This window comes from Flavisolibacter nicotianae (assembly GCF_003628535.1).
GTDB lineage: Bacteria > Bacteroidota > Bacteroidia > Chitinophagales > Chitinophagaceae > Flavisolibacter > Flavisolibacter nicotianae.
On the sequence record NZ_RBCI01000001.1, the window covers coordinates 571,018 to 585,388 of the forward strand.

Here is a 14,371-nt window from a genome sequence, read left to right on the forward strand (position 1 = left end):
CCAAAGTAAGAAGGTCAATATGTTTGGTTCTGCCGTGGCGAATTATTTCCGGCCCGACAGCGTTTCCCGGTTTTTTGCCGGTGCGGACACTGGGCTGGATGTCACGTCGACTTTTTTTACGGGCAGATAGGTCAGTTCTTTAGTTGCATTGACGACAGCGATGCGGTACCAGGCTGCAGCGCCGGCGGAAGCAAAGCCTTTATCGCGGTATTGATAGTTGGTAAACGATGCGTCTTCGGCGGTAAAGACAAGGGCGATTTGCTTGAATGAAATTCCGTCCGCACTCCGCTCCACCAGGTAATAAGCCGTATTCTCGCCGCCTTTTTTCCAGGCCAGCTGCACGCAGGGCGTGCCATCCGTGTACTGCGAGAGACCCGCCGTTTCAAAAACAGCTTTTTGCTCCTGGGAAAAAGAAGTGGTTGCAAGCAACAGGAAAGCAGCAATAAAAAGTGAACCCAACGTTTTCATGTGTTTGACGTTTATCAAGGTTAATCAAATCCGGGTCCAGGGGACCCTGCTGCTTTTCAAAAGACAGTGTGGATTTTTTTGCCGTTAGCAAAACAGAGCAACCAGGCGAAAAACTTTCAAACGTTGTTTTATGGGAAAAAGGCCGGTGATGAAAGTTTTCAAGTTGGGGCACGTCTTCGTGCATGTAATTTACTAGCGATTTCTACGAGCAAACATATAGTGGACAACCCACACTTACAAGTATATCTACGAAAATATTTTTCGCATTTTACGATTCATGTGTTTACCAAACCCAATTGACCGCAGTTGCCCATTTTTCACTTTGCCCCATAAAATCCGCAGTCTTTTGGGGAACTAAGCGCCGATGCCTTAGCACCGGCTGTTTCGCTCCTTTTTGGCCTACCTTTGCCTTTTGGATTTCGCTATATGACCTATCAACCACAGAACAAGATCCGTATTGTTACCGCAGCCTCTCTTTTCGATGGCCACGATGCCGCCATCAACATCATGCGTCGCATTTTACAAAGCAAAGGCGCCGAGATCATTCACCTCGGGCACAACCGCAGCGTGAAGGAAATCGTGGAGTGTGCCATTGAAGAAGATGCACAGGGCATCGCCATCACCTCTTACCAGGGCGGCCACGTAGAGTTTTTTAAATACATGAAAGACCTGCTGGACGAAAACGGCTGCGGTCACATTAAAATATTTGGCGGCGGCGGCGGAACAATTCTTCCGCAGGAGGTCGAAGAATTGCAGCAGTACGGCATTGCCCGTATCTACTCTCCCGACGACGGCCGTAAAATGGGCCTGGAAGGAATGATCGAAGATGTGATCAGGCAGTGCGATTTCAACCTCAATGGCAACGGCGAATACACAGCGCCGATGACGCTGGGCGAACTGAAAGACGTACGCAAAGTTGCCCGGCAAATTACCAATGCGGAAAATGGAATTGGGCAAACGTCCACACAACTTAGCAGTCCCCCAGTCTCCATTCCCGTCCTGGGCATCACCGGTACCGGCGGTGCGGGCAAGTCGTCGGTGACGGATGAAATTGTTCGCCGTTTTTTAAATGCCTTTCCCGATCAAACCATTGCTGTCATCTCCGTTGATCCGTCCAAGAAAAAAACGGGTGGGGCCCTGCTGGGCGACCGCATCCGCATGAATTCCATTTCGTCTCCCCGTGCTTATATGCGTTCGCTGGCCACCCGTGAAAGCGACCGGGCCCTGAGCGAACACGTACAGGAAGCGATCGACATCTGCCGGGCTGCGGGTTTTGACTTTATCATCCTGGAAAGTGCCGGTGTGGGCCAAAGCGACGCATCGATCCTCGATTATTGCAACGCCAGCCTGTATGTAATGACACCGGAATATGGTGCGGCCTCGCAGTTGGAAAAGATCAACATGCTGGACTACGCCGACGTCATTGCCATCAACAAATTTGACAAGGCCGGCGCTCTGGATGCCCTGCACGATGTGCGCAAACAGTACAAACGCAACCACGGCCTGTGGACAGTAAAAGACGAGGACCTGCCGGTGGTGGGAACTATTGCGGCACAGTTCAATGATGCCGGCATCAACGAATTGTTTGAAAAACTGCTGGTGGCCGTCGAAACAAAAACAGGCGTGCAATTCGGCCAGGTTCAACTGCATGCGCATGTCGCAGATACCACCACAAAATCGCAGATCATCCCGCCGAAACGGGTTCGTTACCTCTCGGAAATTTCGGAGAACAGCCGGAGCTACGATCACTGGGCGGCCGACCAGTCGGCGATCGCCTCGAAGCTGTATCAAATTACCGGTATCATTGGCGAGAAAGAGCTGAGCCAAATCCCGGAACTGCAGCAGTTGAAAAAACGGTACGAAGACATGCTTCACCCCGAGTGCAAAAAGCTGCTCGAAGGCTGGCCGGCCTTGCAAAAAAAATATGTAGCCGACTTTTTTGAATACACGGTTCGCGACAAAGTCATTAAACAACCCATCACCACGACCTCGTTAAGCGGCACCCGCATTCCAAAAGTGGTGTTGCCCAAATACAAAGACTGGGGCGATCTGCTTCGCTGGCAGTTGCAGGAAAACCTGCCCGGCGAATTTCCGTTCACGGCCGGTGTGTTCCCGCTCAAACGCGTAGAAGAAGATCCGACACGCATGTTTGCCGGCGAAGGCGGACCGGAACGTACCAACCGTCGCTTTCACTATGTATCACAAGGGCAGCCCGCCAAACGTTTGTCGACGGCTTTCGACAGCGTCACACTTTACGGCGAAGACCCTGCTTACCGTCCGGATATTTATGGAAAGGTCGGCAACAGTGGTGTAAGTATCGCCACGGTTGACGATGCCAAAAAACTATACAGCGGCTTCGATCTGTCCGATCCCAAGACCTCTGTGTCGATGACCATCAACGGCCCGGCCCCGATGCTGCTGGCCTTCTTTATGAATGCCGCCATCGACCAGCAGTGCGAGAAGTATATCATCGAAAGCGGGTTAAAGCAGGAGATCAACGACATCATCCAATCCAAATACAAGTTGGATGAACTGCCCACCTACATGGGACGCAACGGCAAGGTGGTGCCGCGGGACGGCGAGCTGATCGGTGTGCTTCCGCCGGGCAACAGTGGCCTTGGCCTTCGCCTGCTGGGAATCTCCGGCGATGAAGTGCTGCCAAAAGAGGTATATGAAAAAATCAAAGCCGATACGCTGGCGCAGGTGCGTGGCACCGTGCAGGCCGATATCCTGAAAGAAGACCAGGCCCAAAACACCTGTATCTTCTCAACCGAATTTGCGCTGAAATTGATGGGCGATGTGCAGGAGTATTTTATCCGCAACAAGGTGCGCAACTTTTACAGTGTATCCATCTCCGGTTATCATATTGCCGAAGCAGGGGCCAACCCGATTACACAGCTGGCGTTTACCCTGGCCAATGGCTTCACCTACGTGGAATATTATCTGTCGCGGGGCATGAACATCGATGATTTTGCGCCCAACCTTTCGTTCTTCTTCAGCAATGGAATGGACCCTGAATACAGCGTCATTGGCCGTGTGGCCCGCCGTATCTGGGCCAAGGCCATGAAGTTCAAATACAAGGGCAACGACCGGTCGCAAAAATTAAAATATCACATTCAAACCTCGGGTCGCAGTTTGCATGCGCAGGAGATCGACTTCAACGACATCCGCACAACGTTGCAGGCCCTGTACGCGATTTACGACAACTGTAATTCGCTGCACACAAACGCCTACGACGAAGCCATCACCACGCCAACGGAAGAAAGCGTTCGCCGTGCCATGGCCATCCAGTTGATCATCAACCGTGAGCTGGGCTCTGCCAAAACAGAAAACTTTATCCAGGGCTCTTTCCTCATAGAAGAATTGACCGACCTGGTGGAAGAAGCCGTGCTAACCGAGTTTGACCGCATCACCGAACGCGGTGGCGTACTGGGTGCAATGGAACGCATGTACCAGCGCAACAAGATCCAGGAAGAAAGCCTGCATTACGAGCACCTGAAGCACACAGGCGAACTGCCGATTGTCGGCGTCAACACGTTCCTGAACAAGAACGGTAGTCCAACCGTTTTGCCCGGCGAGGTCATTCGATCCACCAAGGAAGAAAAAGAGCAGCAGATCCAAAACCTGCACGCTTTCTGGAAACGCAATGAGGGCAAATGCGAAGCGGCCCTGCAGCGCCTGAAAGACGTAGCAGTAAACAACGGGAACCTGTTTGCCGAACTGATGGAAACGGTAAAGGTTTGTTCGCTGGGGCAGATCACGCAAGCGCTTTACGAAGTGGGCGGCCAATACCGCAGAAGCATGTAATTCCGGTTTACGTTCAGTGGCCTGATGTGGGATATTGGATATTGGGATATTCAGATATTCATAGCAGAAAATATCCCAGATAGCCCGATCAAACTGAAACCGGGAAAAGAAATCGTCAGCCTGCAGTTGTTCACCGCACATAACAGCATAAAAAAAACCTCCTGTATGCACAGGAGTTTTTTTTTACGGAAAGACTATCTGCATGCACAGTTTATAAAACGTCATTACGGCTTGCCTGCTTCTTCCACAACATCATGGCCAACAACCCGTGTCTCACCAGTGGAGACAGGAGGGTCTTCTTTTTCGAGCAGGATTTCTTTGATTTCCTGCTTCTGCCCTTCTTTCTTTTCTTCTTCTTTCTTTTCCACGAACCAGGATGCCACGTAGGCTGTGAAGGTGCCGAAAAGCCCCACGCCAACCGTCATCAGGATGGTGGCAATCACCCGGCCCTCGGTGGTAACCGGCACCATGTCGCCGTAGCCAACCGTGGTGATGGTGACATAAGCCCACCACAGTGCATCTTCGGCTGTTTTAATCTTGCTCGCGGGATGGTCATGCTCCACTTCCAGCATGGCGATGGCACAAAACACGATCATCGTAAAAGCAAAAATGGCGGCCGACGCAAAGGCACTTTTGATTGGATTTTTGACAAAATACTGCGAGAGCAGGCGCAGTTCGCGAACAGCCCGGACGACACGAAGCAATTGAAAAACGCGGAAAATGCGACCCACCAATAACACATCCATTGGGATGCTGGAGATCAGGTCTAGCCAGCCCCATTTCAGGTAGTCCGATTTGCTGGAGGCGTGGAAAAACCGGTGTAAAAAATCAATAAAAAAAATGACACACACGCCCTTGTCGATATCCTGCAGCAGCCGTTTGACTTCGGGCGGAAGATGAAAGCAATACGTTACAACCAGGGCGGCGATCACATAAATGGAAAGGAAAAAAACAATGATGTTGATCGGATGTAAAACCTCTTTTTGCTCTTTCGTCAAGTGCATGTGCCGGACGGTTTGTTTTAAATATACAAACCTTTCCTTATTCAAAACGCGGGCAAGGACTGGTTCAAAAACAAAAAATCTCACGCGGATGCGTGAGATTTTTGTATGCTAATTCTTTACTGTCTTCATTCGCTCATGCCGTTCTCACAAGACAGTAATCTCCGTCGAGTGCCGGTGTTATACGTCGCTTGCTCTTCTGCCGAAAATGAGGCTCAGGATGAAGAGCACCAGGAAAATAAAGAACAAAATTTTAGCAATACTAGCCGCACCGGCTGCAATACCGCCAAAGCCGAAAATGGCTGCGATAATCGCTACGATTAAAAAAATCACTGTCCAGCGTAACATAACATTCAGTTTAAAAGTGAATAAATATTTAGAGCTATTATGACGAAAAATGTGCCACATACGGCTTAAAGAACAGCAGTGGACGGTATAAAGCCGGGTTTGCGGAATCTTTGCCGCAATTTGTAGGTGTAGTTGCCGCAAGGCCTTCAACCGTGCGCCTTCCCGGTATCCCATCAATGCCATCTTCCCTGCGTAAACCCGTGGTAAAACAACAATCAAACGGGAAAAAGCAGGGTATTCTGTTCACCACGATCAACCCGCAGCAGGACAACCGGGCAGCACTATTTTCCTGTCGCGTTGAATCAGAAGAAGATACAAAGCTTTATTGCCGAGAGGTGAGCGGTGAACGACCACCTGCAGCCGTTTACCGAAGCCTGGGTGAGAGATTTTTTGTTGCACGAACAAAGCTGCCCGATCATCTACCTGCACAGGAAAAAAAGGCACCGGCAGGACAAACAAACCCTCGTACAATTGCCTTTGATCGCTTATCTTGTGAGAACAATTTCCAGACAAAATTTACTCCGCCACCATGCATTTTGTTGCTGTACAAAGCTTCTCGAACTACATTGATGCACACATTATTTTGGGTCGCCTGAAAAATGAAGGCATCGAATGCTGGCTGAAAAACGAAGCCACGACGACCATCATCCCGGTGTGGACAACCGCCATCGGCGGCATTGAGCTCATGGTCAGTCATGAACAGGTGCAGCGGGCCGGCCTTGTGCTGGAACGGATTGCCGAAGAAAAAAAGAGCAGCCGCATCTGCCCGGTGTGCTTCAGTCACCAGGTCGAATACATCAACACGCTGCGCAAACCCGTAAACTGGCTTAGTGCGCTGGTGACATTTTTTCTTGGAGATCTTGCACTGATGCCCGAGCAACGCTACCATTGCTTTCATTGCGGGGCAGAGTTTGAAAAACCACTTGAGCCTGCCAACAATTGAGAACGACCACAGGAGAAGCTGACTTGTTCATGGTTTACAGGTTGGCAAACACAACACCCGTGTTTAGCTAATTCACCACATACTATTAGCCTTTCACATTCACCACTTACCAGTTGTGCTGGTGTTCCTTGTTGATCCGTTCGGGTTCTACCAAATCGCCTTCCTTCCAACGTGGGCTATAGCGAATAAAAAAAGAGATCCAGACAGAGCGGGAAAGACGCATCAATGGCGGCTGCAGGGCTACTAACAGAAATGCGTTGATGCCCAGCCACCAGAAAAAACGGTTGTCTTTCAGCGAAAAACCGATGGTAAACCACCACAACAGGAAGGTAAGAACGCTGAACAATATAGCCAGTGTGTAACTGATCATATTGGTGCCGTAATAAAAACCGGGCTCCATGTCCAGCGACTGCCCACACACCGGGCAACGCTCATTCATGCGCAGAACGGTGCGCAGCTTATACGGATTGCCGTATTGAAACATGGCACCCCGGCGACAACGGGGACAATGATTTTGTAAAACACTCAGCACGAGATTCGGCTTCACATCTTTATGGTCTGCACACATGAAAATTTGATTGAAATGAGGGCAAAGATAAGTTGGGATGAAAGCGAAACCGGAATTGGCGGCTGGCAGCCAGTGAAGACGGCAAAACAAACAGCAAGACTGGCTACCCCCAACCCAACAAACAACGGAACCACAAAAAACACATTCATCACTCATCATTCATTATTCATCATTCCCTCCCGCTGGCATAACTTTTTGGCCTTTCCGGGCTATGAAAGAAGGTCAATCTTACAACAACGAACCGGATGTTATCCTGGTCGGCGCAGGCATCATGAGTGCCACACTGGGCCTGTTGCTAAAGCAACTGGAACCTTCGTGGAGCATTGAAATCCTGGAACGGCTGGACTCGGCCGCTCTCGAAAGTTCCGATGCCTGGAACAACGCCGGCACCGGCCACTCGGCTTTTTGCGAACTCAATTATACACCGGAAAAAAGTGACGGTTCCATTGATATATCGAAGGCCATCAAGATTGCCACCTCCTTCGAAGAAAGCAAGCAGTTCTGGGCGTACCTCGTAGAAAAGGGCCTCGTCAACCCGCCTTCCTCCTTTGTGCACCCGATACCGCACATGAGTTTTGTCTGGGGCGAAAAAAACGTCGCCTACCTGCACAAGCGACACCAGGCGCTTACTGCCTGCCATCTTTTCAAAGGCATGCAGTTTTCAAACGATCCCGAACAGATCAGGCAGTGGGCTCCGCTCGTCATTGAAGGCCGCAGCGGCAACGAGCCGGTGGCTGCCACCCGCATGGACCTGGGAACCGATGTCAACTTCGGATCACTTACCCGTTGCCTGTTCGCCTGGCTGAAAAATCAGCCCGATGTCAACCTGCATTTCCACCACGAGGTCAAGCGCCTGCGCAAACGCGACGGCCGCTGGGAAATACGGGTCAAAAACATGGTAGACGACAGCCGGCGAACCATTAAAGCACGCTTTGTTTTCATTGGTGCAGGTGGTGGTTCGCTGCCGCTGCTGTTGAAGTCGGGCATACCCGAAAGTAAAGGCTACGGCGGTTTCCCCGTCAGCGGGCAATGGCTTCGCTGCACTAACGAAAAGATTATCCGGCAACACGAGGCAAAAGTTTACGGAGCCGCCGCCGTGGGATCGCCCCCGATGTCGGTGCCCCATCTCGATACCCGCTGGATCAAAGGAAAACGCGAACTGCTCTTTGGTCCCTATGCAGGGTTTACCACCCGTTTCCTGAAAACAGGCTCGGTCTTCGACCTGTTCAATTCCGTGAAGCTTTCCAACCTGAAAGCCATGCTGGCAGCCGGCGTTCACAACCTGCCGCTGACGAAATACCTCATCGACCAGGTGCGTCTTACTCCTGATGCCCGTCTCGATGCCTTACGGGAATACTACCCCGGTGCCCAAAAAGAAGACTGGCGGCTGGCCGTTGCCGGCTACCGTGTGCAGGTCATCAAAAAAGACGAGGAAGAAGGCGGCGTGCTGGAATTTGGTACCGAAGTGGTCAGTGCTGCCGATGGCAGCATTTCGGCCCTGCTGGGTGCCTCACCGGGTGCATCCACGGCTGTTTCCATCATGCTTGGCCTGTTGAAAAAATGTTTTCCCCGCCAGGCAGCATCGGCGGGCTGGCAGCAGAAATTAAGCGAGATGATTCCCTCTTATGGCAAATCACTGGACAAAGACCCGCAATTGCTGAAGAACGTAAGGGAATGGACAGGAAACGTTTTAAACCTGCCGGCCACTGTTGAATGGCACCCGGGAGCAATGAACGCATAAGCAACCGTTTCAGGCAATCTTCGTCGACCCGAACATTCATGTGCCTTCCGCTGTATATTTGTCGCACCGGATGTTTGTCTGCTTTTCACTAAATACAAAAACTTACTGCACAAAATTTGTGACACATCCTTCCAGGAGGATTGGATCATGAGGTTGCATGAATTTATTCGCTTGCCCGAAAAAGAAAAAACATCCCTGCTCTATGAACAGGGTGTTTACATTGGCAAGCGCAGGCAGGGCAATTCCGTTGTATTGTTGTACCAGCTCAACGGATTTTACGCAGAAGTTTTTTACCGTACGTATCGCCGTGAGATTGACCGTATCAGTTGTTTTTCCGGAACAGCCCGACTCGATCCTTACCTTACGGCCATCGACGTTGAGAGCCTGGTGACATGACAGATTCGGACCGAAACAAGCCATCTACCATTATGACAAAGTATCTTGCTCCCACCAACCTTGTTGTGTATGCCGACGATGATCCTGATGACATCGAATTGGTCGAAGACGCGTTTCGGCAATTTGCCAACAACGTGGATGTTGCCACCTTTGCCGATGGCAGTACGGCACTTTCCTATCTCCGAAGCCTGGGCGATACAGACCCGCTTCCCTGCCTGATTATTCTCGATATCAACATGCCGGTGCTCAACGGGAAGGAAGTACTGGTGCGCCTGCGGCAAATGGATAAATTCGAAGGTGTTCCGGTGGTGTTGTTTACCACGTCCTCCATGCCGGTGGATCAGTCATTTGCCCAGCAGCACAATGCTGGCTTTGTCACCAAGCCGCTGGGATTTGAACAAATGGAAATCATTACACGGCAATTCATCGATCATTGCGCCCAGGAAGTTCAACGAAAGATCAGGAGATAAGACAGGCGTTATGATCAACAATAAAATCACAAACATATTTGCCCGCCAATAAAGCGGTGCATACGCCCTGTTCTCAAATCCTGCGACGAAAGTTACCGTTGAACGCTCCAGCCGGCACCGGCCCTTTTCCGGCTTTCGCATGGCACTGTTTTCGCCGCTGCAGGATCATGCCTTTTGCAAAATTTGATTATTCGCTCGATTACAAACACCTTGACCTGCGTCTGCAGCCGGAGCTTTACCGAACCGGCATTGGTGAGCAGGGTGTATTGCTGGTAGAACCCTACAAAACGGAGATCCTTCCCTATTGGCGTTTCAAAACACCGGATGTGGCTGTGGAATCGGCCGCACGGATTTATCAATTGTTTTTGGCTTACCGGGAGCAGGGCGATTTTGTGGGAATGGATATGGCCCGCAAGTTTTTGCAAATGGGTTATACCCGCAGCCGCCGCTATGCCAACCACCGGTCGGGCCGCAAGTACGAAGGCGCCGTACCGGCTGATAAAAAAGGACAAAGCGGTGCACACGGCAGAAAGCAAAGGCCACCCGACACCGATCCCCTGAAAGCACAAAGCGCTTCCATCTTTTACGAAGCCTGGCAAAAAGCAAAACAAGACCCCACGTACAACACACTGCTGCAACAACACAAAGAGCGATACCGGCAGTAAAGCCTGCAGGCAGCGAAAAATTTTATCCTGCTGTCGAGAAGGCGACGGAAGCACTATTGAACAGGCACACTTGCCGGTAACTGGAAAAGGAAGCCAGTCAGATTGCAGGTTAGCCAATCAGCGGAGCAGGGAGGCAACGTGCGGCAAAAAGATCAGGAGTCCAACGACAAAAGCAACGATGGCCGACCACAGCACCGCTGCCGCTGCCACATCTTTGATGATTTTGATCGCGGGGTGAAACGAGGTGGTGTGCATGTTGCAGAGCCGTTCAATGGCCGAATTCACCATTTCCAGGCTGATTACAAGACCGGTGCAGAGCAGGAGCGCCATCCATTCCATGCGGGTGATCTGGAAAAAGGCGCCGCCCGCAATGGCCAGCGCTGCCAGCACACCCTGGATTTGCCCGTTGCGTTCGCGACGAAAAAAAAGAACAATGCCATTGGCTGCAAAACGGAGGCTCCTGATAAAATACCGCATAATTTTCTCCGGCAAAAATAGAGACGGGCTTTGCCCGCACGGCATATTTCGGCAGAACCGTTTTCTGCATCGTCTAACGCGATTGTGAATTTGTGCCCGGGCACCTACATTTGTGCCAACAAAACCAGTATCCTTTTGAAGCTCCAAAAATCTATTCGCTACCTGCTGCTGCTTATTTTCGCCGTTCTTGCTTCCCTGTTTGTTTTTATTTATCAGAACAACCAACGCAACAAAGAATCCTTTCAATGGGTCACCCACACCCATACTGTCATTGAAAACATTAACGCCGTTCGTACTTCCCTGCTGGATGTCGAATCGCAGTTACGGGGCTACGTTATCTCGGGCAATGACGCTTTCCTGCAGAACTATACATCCAAAAAACAAACCCTGTTTCGCAATATCACCAAACTGCAACAACTGGTGAACGACAACAAGCAGCAGCAGATCAAAGCCGACTCGCTGCTGCAACTGGCCCATAAAAAAATGCAGTTCCAGCAGGAAGTCAGGGACCACTATCACACCTCTCCGCTGGAAGCGCAACAACTGGTTGCCGGTCTTTTGGGCAAGTACCTCACCGATTCGATGGAGGCCGTGATGCAACACATGTGTTTGACGGAAAACGAGCTGCTCGCTGTTCGGATGGACAAGCATCGTTACTACATGCAATTGCGCTTCACCACCTCCATCGTTTTAGCCATTGGCGTTTTTCTGGGCCTTTCCATCTTACTCATCCGAATGGCTCGGGAGGCTATGCTTCGGCGCAAGGCCGAGCAGCAGGCCATTCTGAGCGAACGGAAATACAAGGGCCTGATCGAGAATTCGGCCATCATTGTTCACTCGACCGATCTGAATGGCTACTTCACTTACCTCAGTGGCAAGTGCAAGGACATCACCGGGTTTACCGCCGAAGAACTGATCGGCGAAAGCTACCTGTCCGTCATCGAAGAAACCTGGCGGGAAAAGGCCATGGCTTTCTACATGGAGCAAATCGAAAAACAAACTTTTGAGACCATACTCGAGTTGCCCATTATGGGTAAAAACGGCGAATTACGCTGGATCGAACAAAGCACGGTGCTGCTGTACAAAGACGGCCAGCCATCCGGTTTTCAAAGCATCGCCAAAGATGTAACTGAACGCAAATACGCCGAAAAGCTGCTTGCCGATGCCGAAGGGCGACTGAAAGCAAAGCAGGACGAATACCAGGAACGCCTGCAGGCCATCCTCGACAACATGCCCATGATCGTTTACCTCAAAGACCTGGCAGGCCACTTTATCATGGTCAACCGGCAATTTCACCAAACCTTCGGCACCACGGATGAAATGGTTATCGGGAAAGTGGAGATCGACGTACACAAGGATGCCGGTGGCGCCAAGCGCTTCCTGGAAGCCGATGAACAGGTGAAGAAAAACGGCCGGCCGGTAGAGGTGGAAACCCGCGTGTTAACGACTAGTGGCGAACGCGAAATGCTGATCATCAAATTCCCGCTCTACGACAAGAACGACGAGCTGTTTGCCATCAGTGCCGTGGGCAAAGACATTACCGAAGTGGTGCGCTACCAGCGGCAGTTGATCAGTGCGAAAAAGCGGGCCGAGAAGGCCGAACGCTTGCAGGAAGAATTCCTGGCCAACATGAGCCACGAGATCCGTACCCCCATGAACGGGATCATCGGCATGACCAACCTGCTGGAAACCACATCGCTCAACAGCGAGCAACGCGACTACCTGTACCTCATCCAGGAATCGTCCGGTATCCTGCTCAACCTGATCAACGATATTCTCGACCTTTCGAAAATCAAATCCGGACGCATGTCGGTGGAGACGATCGATTTTGACCTGCACCAAACCATCGACTCGCTGATCGCCGCCTTCCGCCTGAAAAGCAGTGAAAAAGGCATTCGCCTGAGCAAGATCTACCAGGATCTTCCCCGCTATATCCGCGGCGACCAGCACAAGCTGCAGCAAGTGCTCAACAACCTGCTGAGCAATGCCGTAAAGTTTACCGAAGCCGGTGCTGTGACCCTGTTTGCCACCACCGGAACAAGGGAAGACGGCGCACAGGTGTTTGTCTGCACCGTCAGCGATACAGGTATTGGCATCGCCAAAGAGAACCTGGAACAGGTGTTCGACTCGTTTGTGCAGGCTGGCGACGACACCGTTCGACGCTTTGGCGGCACAGGACTGGGCCTGGCCATTACCAAGCGCCTCATCGACCTGCAGGGGGGAAAGGTCACCGTTAGCAGCACCCTGGGCGAAGGCACGTCGTTTTACGTTGAACTCCCCTTTGTTTCCAGCGAAAAAACCGATGAAGCGCCGGGCAAGAATCCGGAGCAACAGGAAGTTCCGGTTCACCTGCTCCGGGGCAAAAAAATCCTGCTGGTCGAGGACAACCTGGTAAACCAAAAAGTCACCTACATGATGCTGCACAAGGCGGGCATGCTGGTAGACATTGCCAATCATGGGAAAGAAGCTGTGGAGCTGCTGGAAACCCGCACCTACGACCTTGTCATCACCGACCTGCAAATGCCGCAGATGGACGGTTTCCAGACGGCCGCTTTTATCCGCAACAAGCTGCACCTCGATGTTCCCATCATTGCCATGACGGCAAGTGCCTTGCGCAACGAGAAAGATCGCTGCCTGCAAATTGGTATGAACGAATACCTCACCAAGCCGTTTGCGCCTGCTTCGCTTTTCTTTCACCTGAATCGCTTCCTGGTGAATGGGGAAACCACCCAATCCGATTCGGCCATGCCGGCAAAAGAAGAAAAGCATGAGTCATTGTACAGCCTGTCCTACCTGGAAGAAATGGAAGATCTCGACTATACGGCCGAAGTGTTGTCGCTGTTCCTTTCCTCCACTCCCGAAACCCTGCTGCAGATTAAGGAAGCAACCTTTCGGGAGGAATGGAATGATGTATACCGGAAAGCCCATGGCCTGAAGAGCAGCCTGGGAATTTTGCAGATGACCCCCATGCTGCAAACCATAACCGAAATTGAAACGGTTGCCAGGCAAGGCATCCAGGTCGAATCGCTTGAAACGCTGATCCAGCTTTCGCAGCAGCAATACGACCTGGTGCGCCCCATGCTGGAAGCCGAACTTGAAACAACCCGTAAAAAAAACATCCTATGAAAATCCTCGTTGCAGAAGACGAACCCATCATGCAAAAAACCATCGCCCTTCGGTTGAAAAAAGACGGGCACGAAGTCATCACCACCGACAACGGCCGCGAAGCGCTGACCCTTATTTTCGAGCAGTCGCCCGACCTGATCATCACGGACATCATGATGCCCTATGCCTCGGGACTGGAGATTGTGGGCACCGTAAAGCAATACGAGAAGAAAATTCCCGTCATCGTGCTTTCGGCCATGGGACAGGAAAACGTGGTGCTGGAGGCATTCAATCTTGGTGCCGACGATTTTATCAGCAAGCCGTTTAGCCCCAACGAACTCTCCATGCGGGTGAAACGATTGACAGCACGCTAATGTAGCAA

Annotated in this window: 13 protein-coding genes; 8 read left to right on the plus strand and 5 right to left on the minus strand. The window is 51.3% G+C overall.

Going from position 1 to position 14,371, the window contains the following annotated elements; translation table 11 throughout:
• Window positions 1–42: 42 nt before the first annotated feature.
• Window positions 43–468 (minus strand): hypothetical protein, encoded by a 426-nt coding sequence (locus tag D6024_RS02435; protein ID WP_121352630.1) that lies wholly within the window; start codon window positions 466–468, stop codon window positions 43–45.
• A 426-nt stretch (window positions 469–894) separates the two neighbouring features.
• Between D6024_RS02435 and D6024_RS02440 the strand changes: the two genes are divergently transcribed.
• On the plus strand, window positions 895–4,275 hold the full coding sequence (locus tag D6024_RS02440; RefSeq protein WP_121352632.1) for a methylmalonyl-CoA mutase family protein: 3,381 nt from the start codon (window positions 895–897) through the stop codon (window positions 4,273–4,275).
• A gap of 224 nt (window positions 4,276–4,499) precedes the next feature.
• Here the strand turns inward: D6024_RS02440 and D6024_RS02445 are convergent, their stop codons facing one another.
• Both D6024_RS02445 and D6024_RS27700 read right to left on the minus strand, forming a co-directional pair.
• Window positions 4,500–5,279, minus strand: a complete 780-nt coding sequence (locus tag D6024_RS02445; RefSeq protein ID WP_121353460.1) for a potassium channel family protein — start codon at window positions 5,277–5,279, stop codon at window positions 4,500–4,502.
• 177 nt (window positions 5,280–5,456) lie between these two features.
• Entirely contained in the window at window positions 5,457–5,843 is a 387-nt protein-coding gene (locus D6024_RS27700) for a DUF1328 domain-containing protein (RefSeq protein WP_449401679.1), read from the minus strand.
• Between the two features lie 310 nt (window positions 5,844–6,153).
• On the opposite strand from D6024_RS27700, the gene D6024_RS02460 reads away from it, so the two are divergent.
• Window positions 6,154–6,567 carry a putative signal transducing protein gene (locus D6024_RS02460; RefSeq protein ID WP_121352637.1) on the plus strand — a complete coding sequence of 138 codons (414 nt, stop codon included), beginning with the start codon at window positions 6,154–6,156 and terminating at the stop codon, window positions 6,565–6,567.
• 106 nt (window positions 6,568–6,673) lie between these two features.
• Here D6024_RS02460 and D6024_RS02465 read toward each other — a convergent pair whose 3' ends face one another.
• A complete protein-coding gene (locus D6024_RS02465; RefSeq protein WP_121352639.1) occupies window positions 6,674–7,135 on the minus strand; it encodes a DUF983 domain-containing protein in 462 nt (153 codons plus the stop codon).
• A gap of 211 nt (window positions 7,136–7,346) precedes the next feature.
• On the opposite strand from D6024_RS02465, the gene mqo reads away from it, so the two are divergent.
• From mqo to D6024_RS02485, 4 genes are all read left to right on the plus strand, one after another.
• A complete protein-coding gene (gene mqo, locus D6024_RS02470) occupies window positions 7,347–8,876 on the plus strand; it encodes a malate dehydrogenase (quinone) (protein ID WP_121352641.1) in 1,530 nt (509 codons plus the stop codon).
• A 171-nt stretch (window positions 8,877–9,047) separates the two neighbouring features.
• Entirely contained in the window at window positions 9,048–9,272 is a 225-nt protein-coding gene (locus D6024_RS02475) for a hypothetical protein (protein WP_162944484.1), read from the plus strand.
• Window positions 9,273–9,304: 32 nt separating this feature from the next.
• Window positions 9,305–9,742 (plus strand): response regulator, encoded by a 438-nt coding sequence (locus D6024_RS02480; protein WP_162944485.1) that lies wholly within the window; start codon window positions 9,305–9,307, stop codon window positions 9,740–9,742.
• A gap of 167 nt (window positions 9,743–9,909) precedes the next feature.
• A complete protein-coding gene (locus D6024_RS02485) occupies window positions 9,910–10,407 on the plus strand; it encodes a DUF4385 domain-containing protein (RefSeq protein ID WP_121353461.1) in 498 nt (165 codons plus the stop codon).
• A gap of 117 nt (window positions 10,408–10,524) precedes the next feature.
• Here D6024_RS02485 and D6024_RS26485 read toward each other — a convergent pair whose 3' ends face one another.
• A complete protein-coding gene (locus tag D6024_RS26485; RefSeq protein WP_162944486.1) occupies window positions 10,525–10,884 on the minus strand; it encodes a diacylglycerol kinase family protein in 360 nt (119 codons plus the stop codon).
• A gap of 135 nt (window positions 10,885–11,019) precedes the next feature.
• Between D6024_RS26485 and D6024_RS02495 the strand changes: the two genes are divergently transcribed.
• Both D6024_RS02495 and D6024_RS02500 read left to right on the plus strand, forming a co-directional pair.
• Window positions 11,020–14,010, plus strand: coding sequence for a PAS domain S-box protein (locus tag D6024_RS02495; RefSeq protein ID WP_162944487.1), 2,991 nt, complete (start codon window positions 11,020–11,022; stop codon window positions 14,008–14,010).
• Window positions 14,007–14,363 (plus strand): response regulator transcription factor, encoded by a 357-nt coding sequence (locus D6024_RS02500; protein WP_121352649.1) that lies wholly within the window; start codon window positions 14,007–14,009, stop codon window positions 14,361–14,363. The genes D6024_RS02495 and D6024_RS02500 overlap by 4 nt, the downstream gene beginning before the upstream one ends.
• Window positions 14,364–14,371: the final 8 nt, after the last annotated feature.

Excerpts from the sequence above, each read along its gene's own strand:
- D6024_RS02445 (WP_121353460.1), bottom strand. The coding sequence starts at position 5,279 with ATGCACTTGACGAAAGAGCAAAAAGAGGTTTTACATCCGATCAACATC.
- D6024_RS02440 (WP_121352632.1), top strand. The coding sequence starts at position 895 with ATGACCTATCAACCACAGAACAAGATCCGTATTGTTACCGCAGCCTCT.
- D6024_RS02460 (WP_121352637.1), top strand. The coding sequence starts at position 6,154 with ATGCATTTTGTTGCTGTACAAAGCTTCTCGAACTACATTGATGCACAC.
- mqo (WP_121352641.1), top strand. The coding sequence starts at position 7,347 with ATGAAAGAAGGTCAATCTTACAACAACGAACCGGATGTTATCCTGGTC.
- D6024_RS02500 (WP_121352649.1), top strand. The coding sequence starts at position 14,007 with ATGAAAATCCTCGTTGCAGAAGACGAACCCATCATGCAAAAAACCATC.
- D6024_RS02480 (WP_162944485.1), top strand. The coding sequence starts at position 9,305 with ATGACAAAGTATCTTGCTCCCACCAACCTTGTTGTGTATGCCGACGAT.
- D6024_RS02465 (WP_121352639.1), bottom strand. The coding sequence starts at position 7,135 with ATGTGTGCAGACCATAAAGATGTGAAGCCGAATCTCGTGCTGAGTGTT.
- D6024_RS02435 (WP_121352630.1), bottom strand. The coding sequence starts at position 468 with ATGAAAACGTTGGGTTCACTTTTTATTGCTGCTTTCCTGTTGCTTGCA.
- D6024_RS02485 (WP_121353461.1), top strand. The coding sequence starts at position 9,910 with ATGCCTTTTGCAAAATTTGATTATTCGCTCGATTACAAACACCTTGAC.
- D6024_RS26485 (WP_162944486.1), bottom strand. The coding sequence starts at position 10,884 with ATGCGGTATTTTATCAGGAGCCTCCGTTTTGCAGCCAATGGCATTGTT.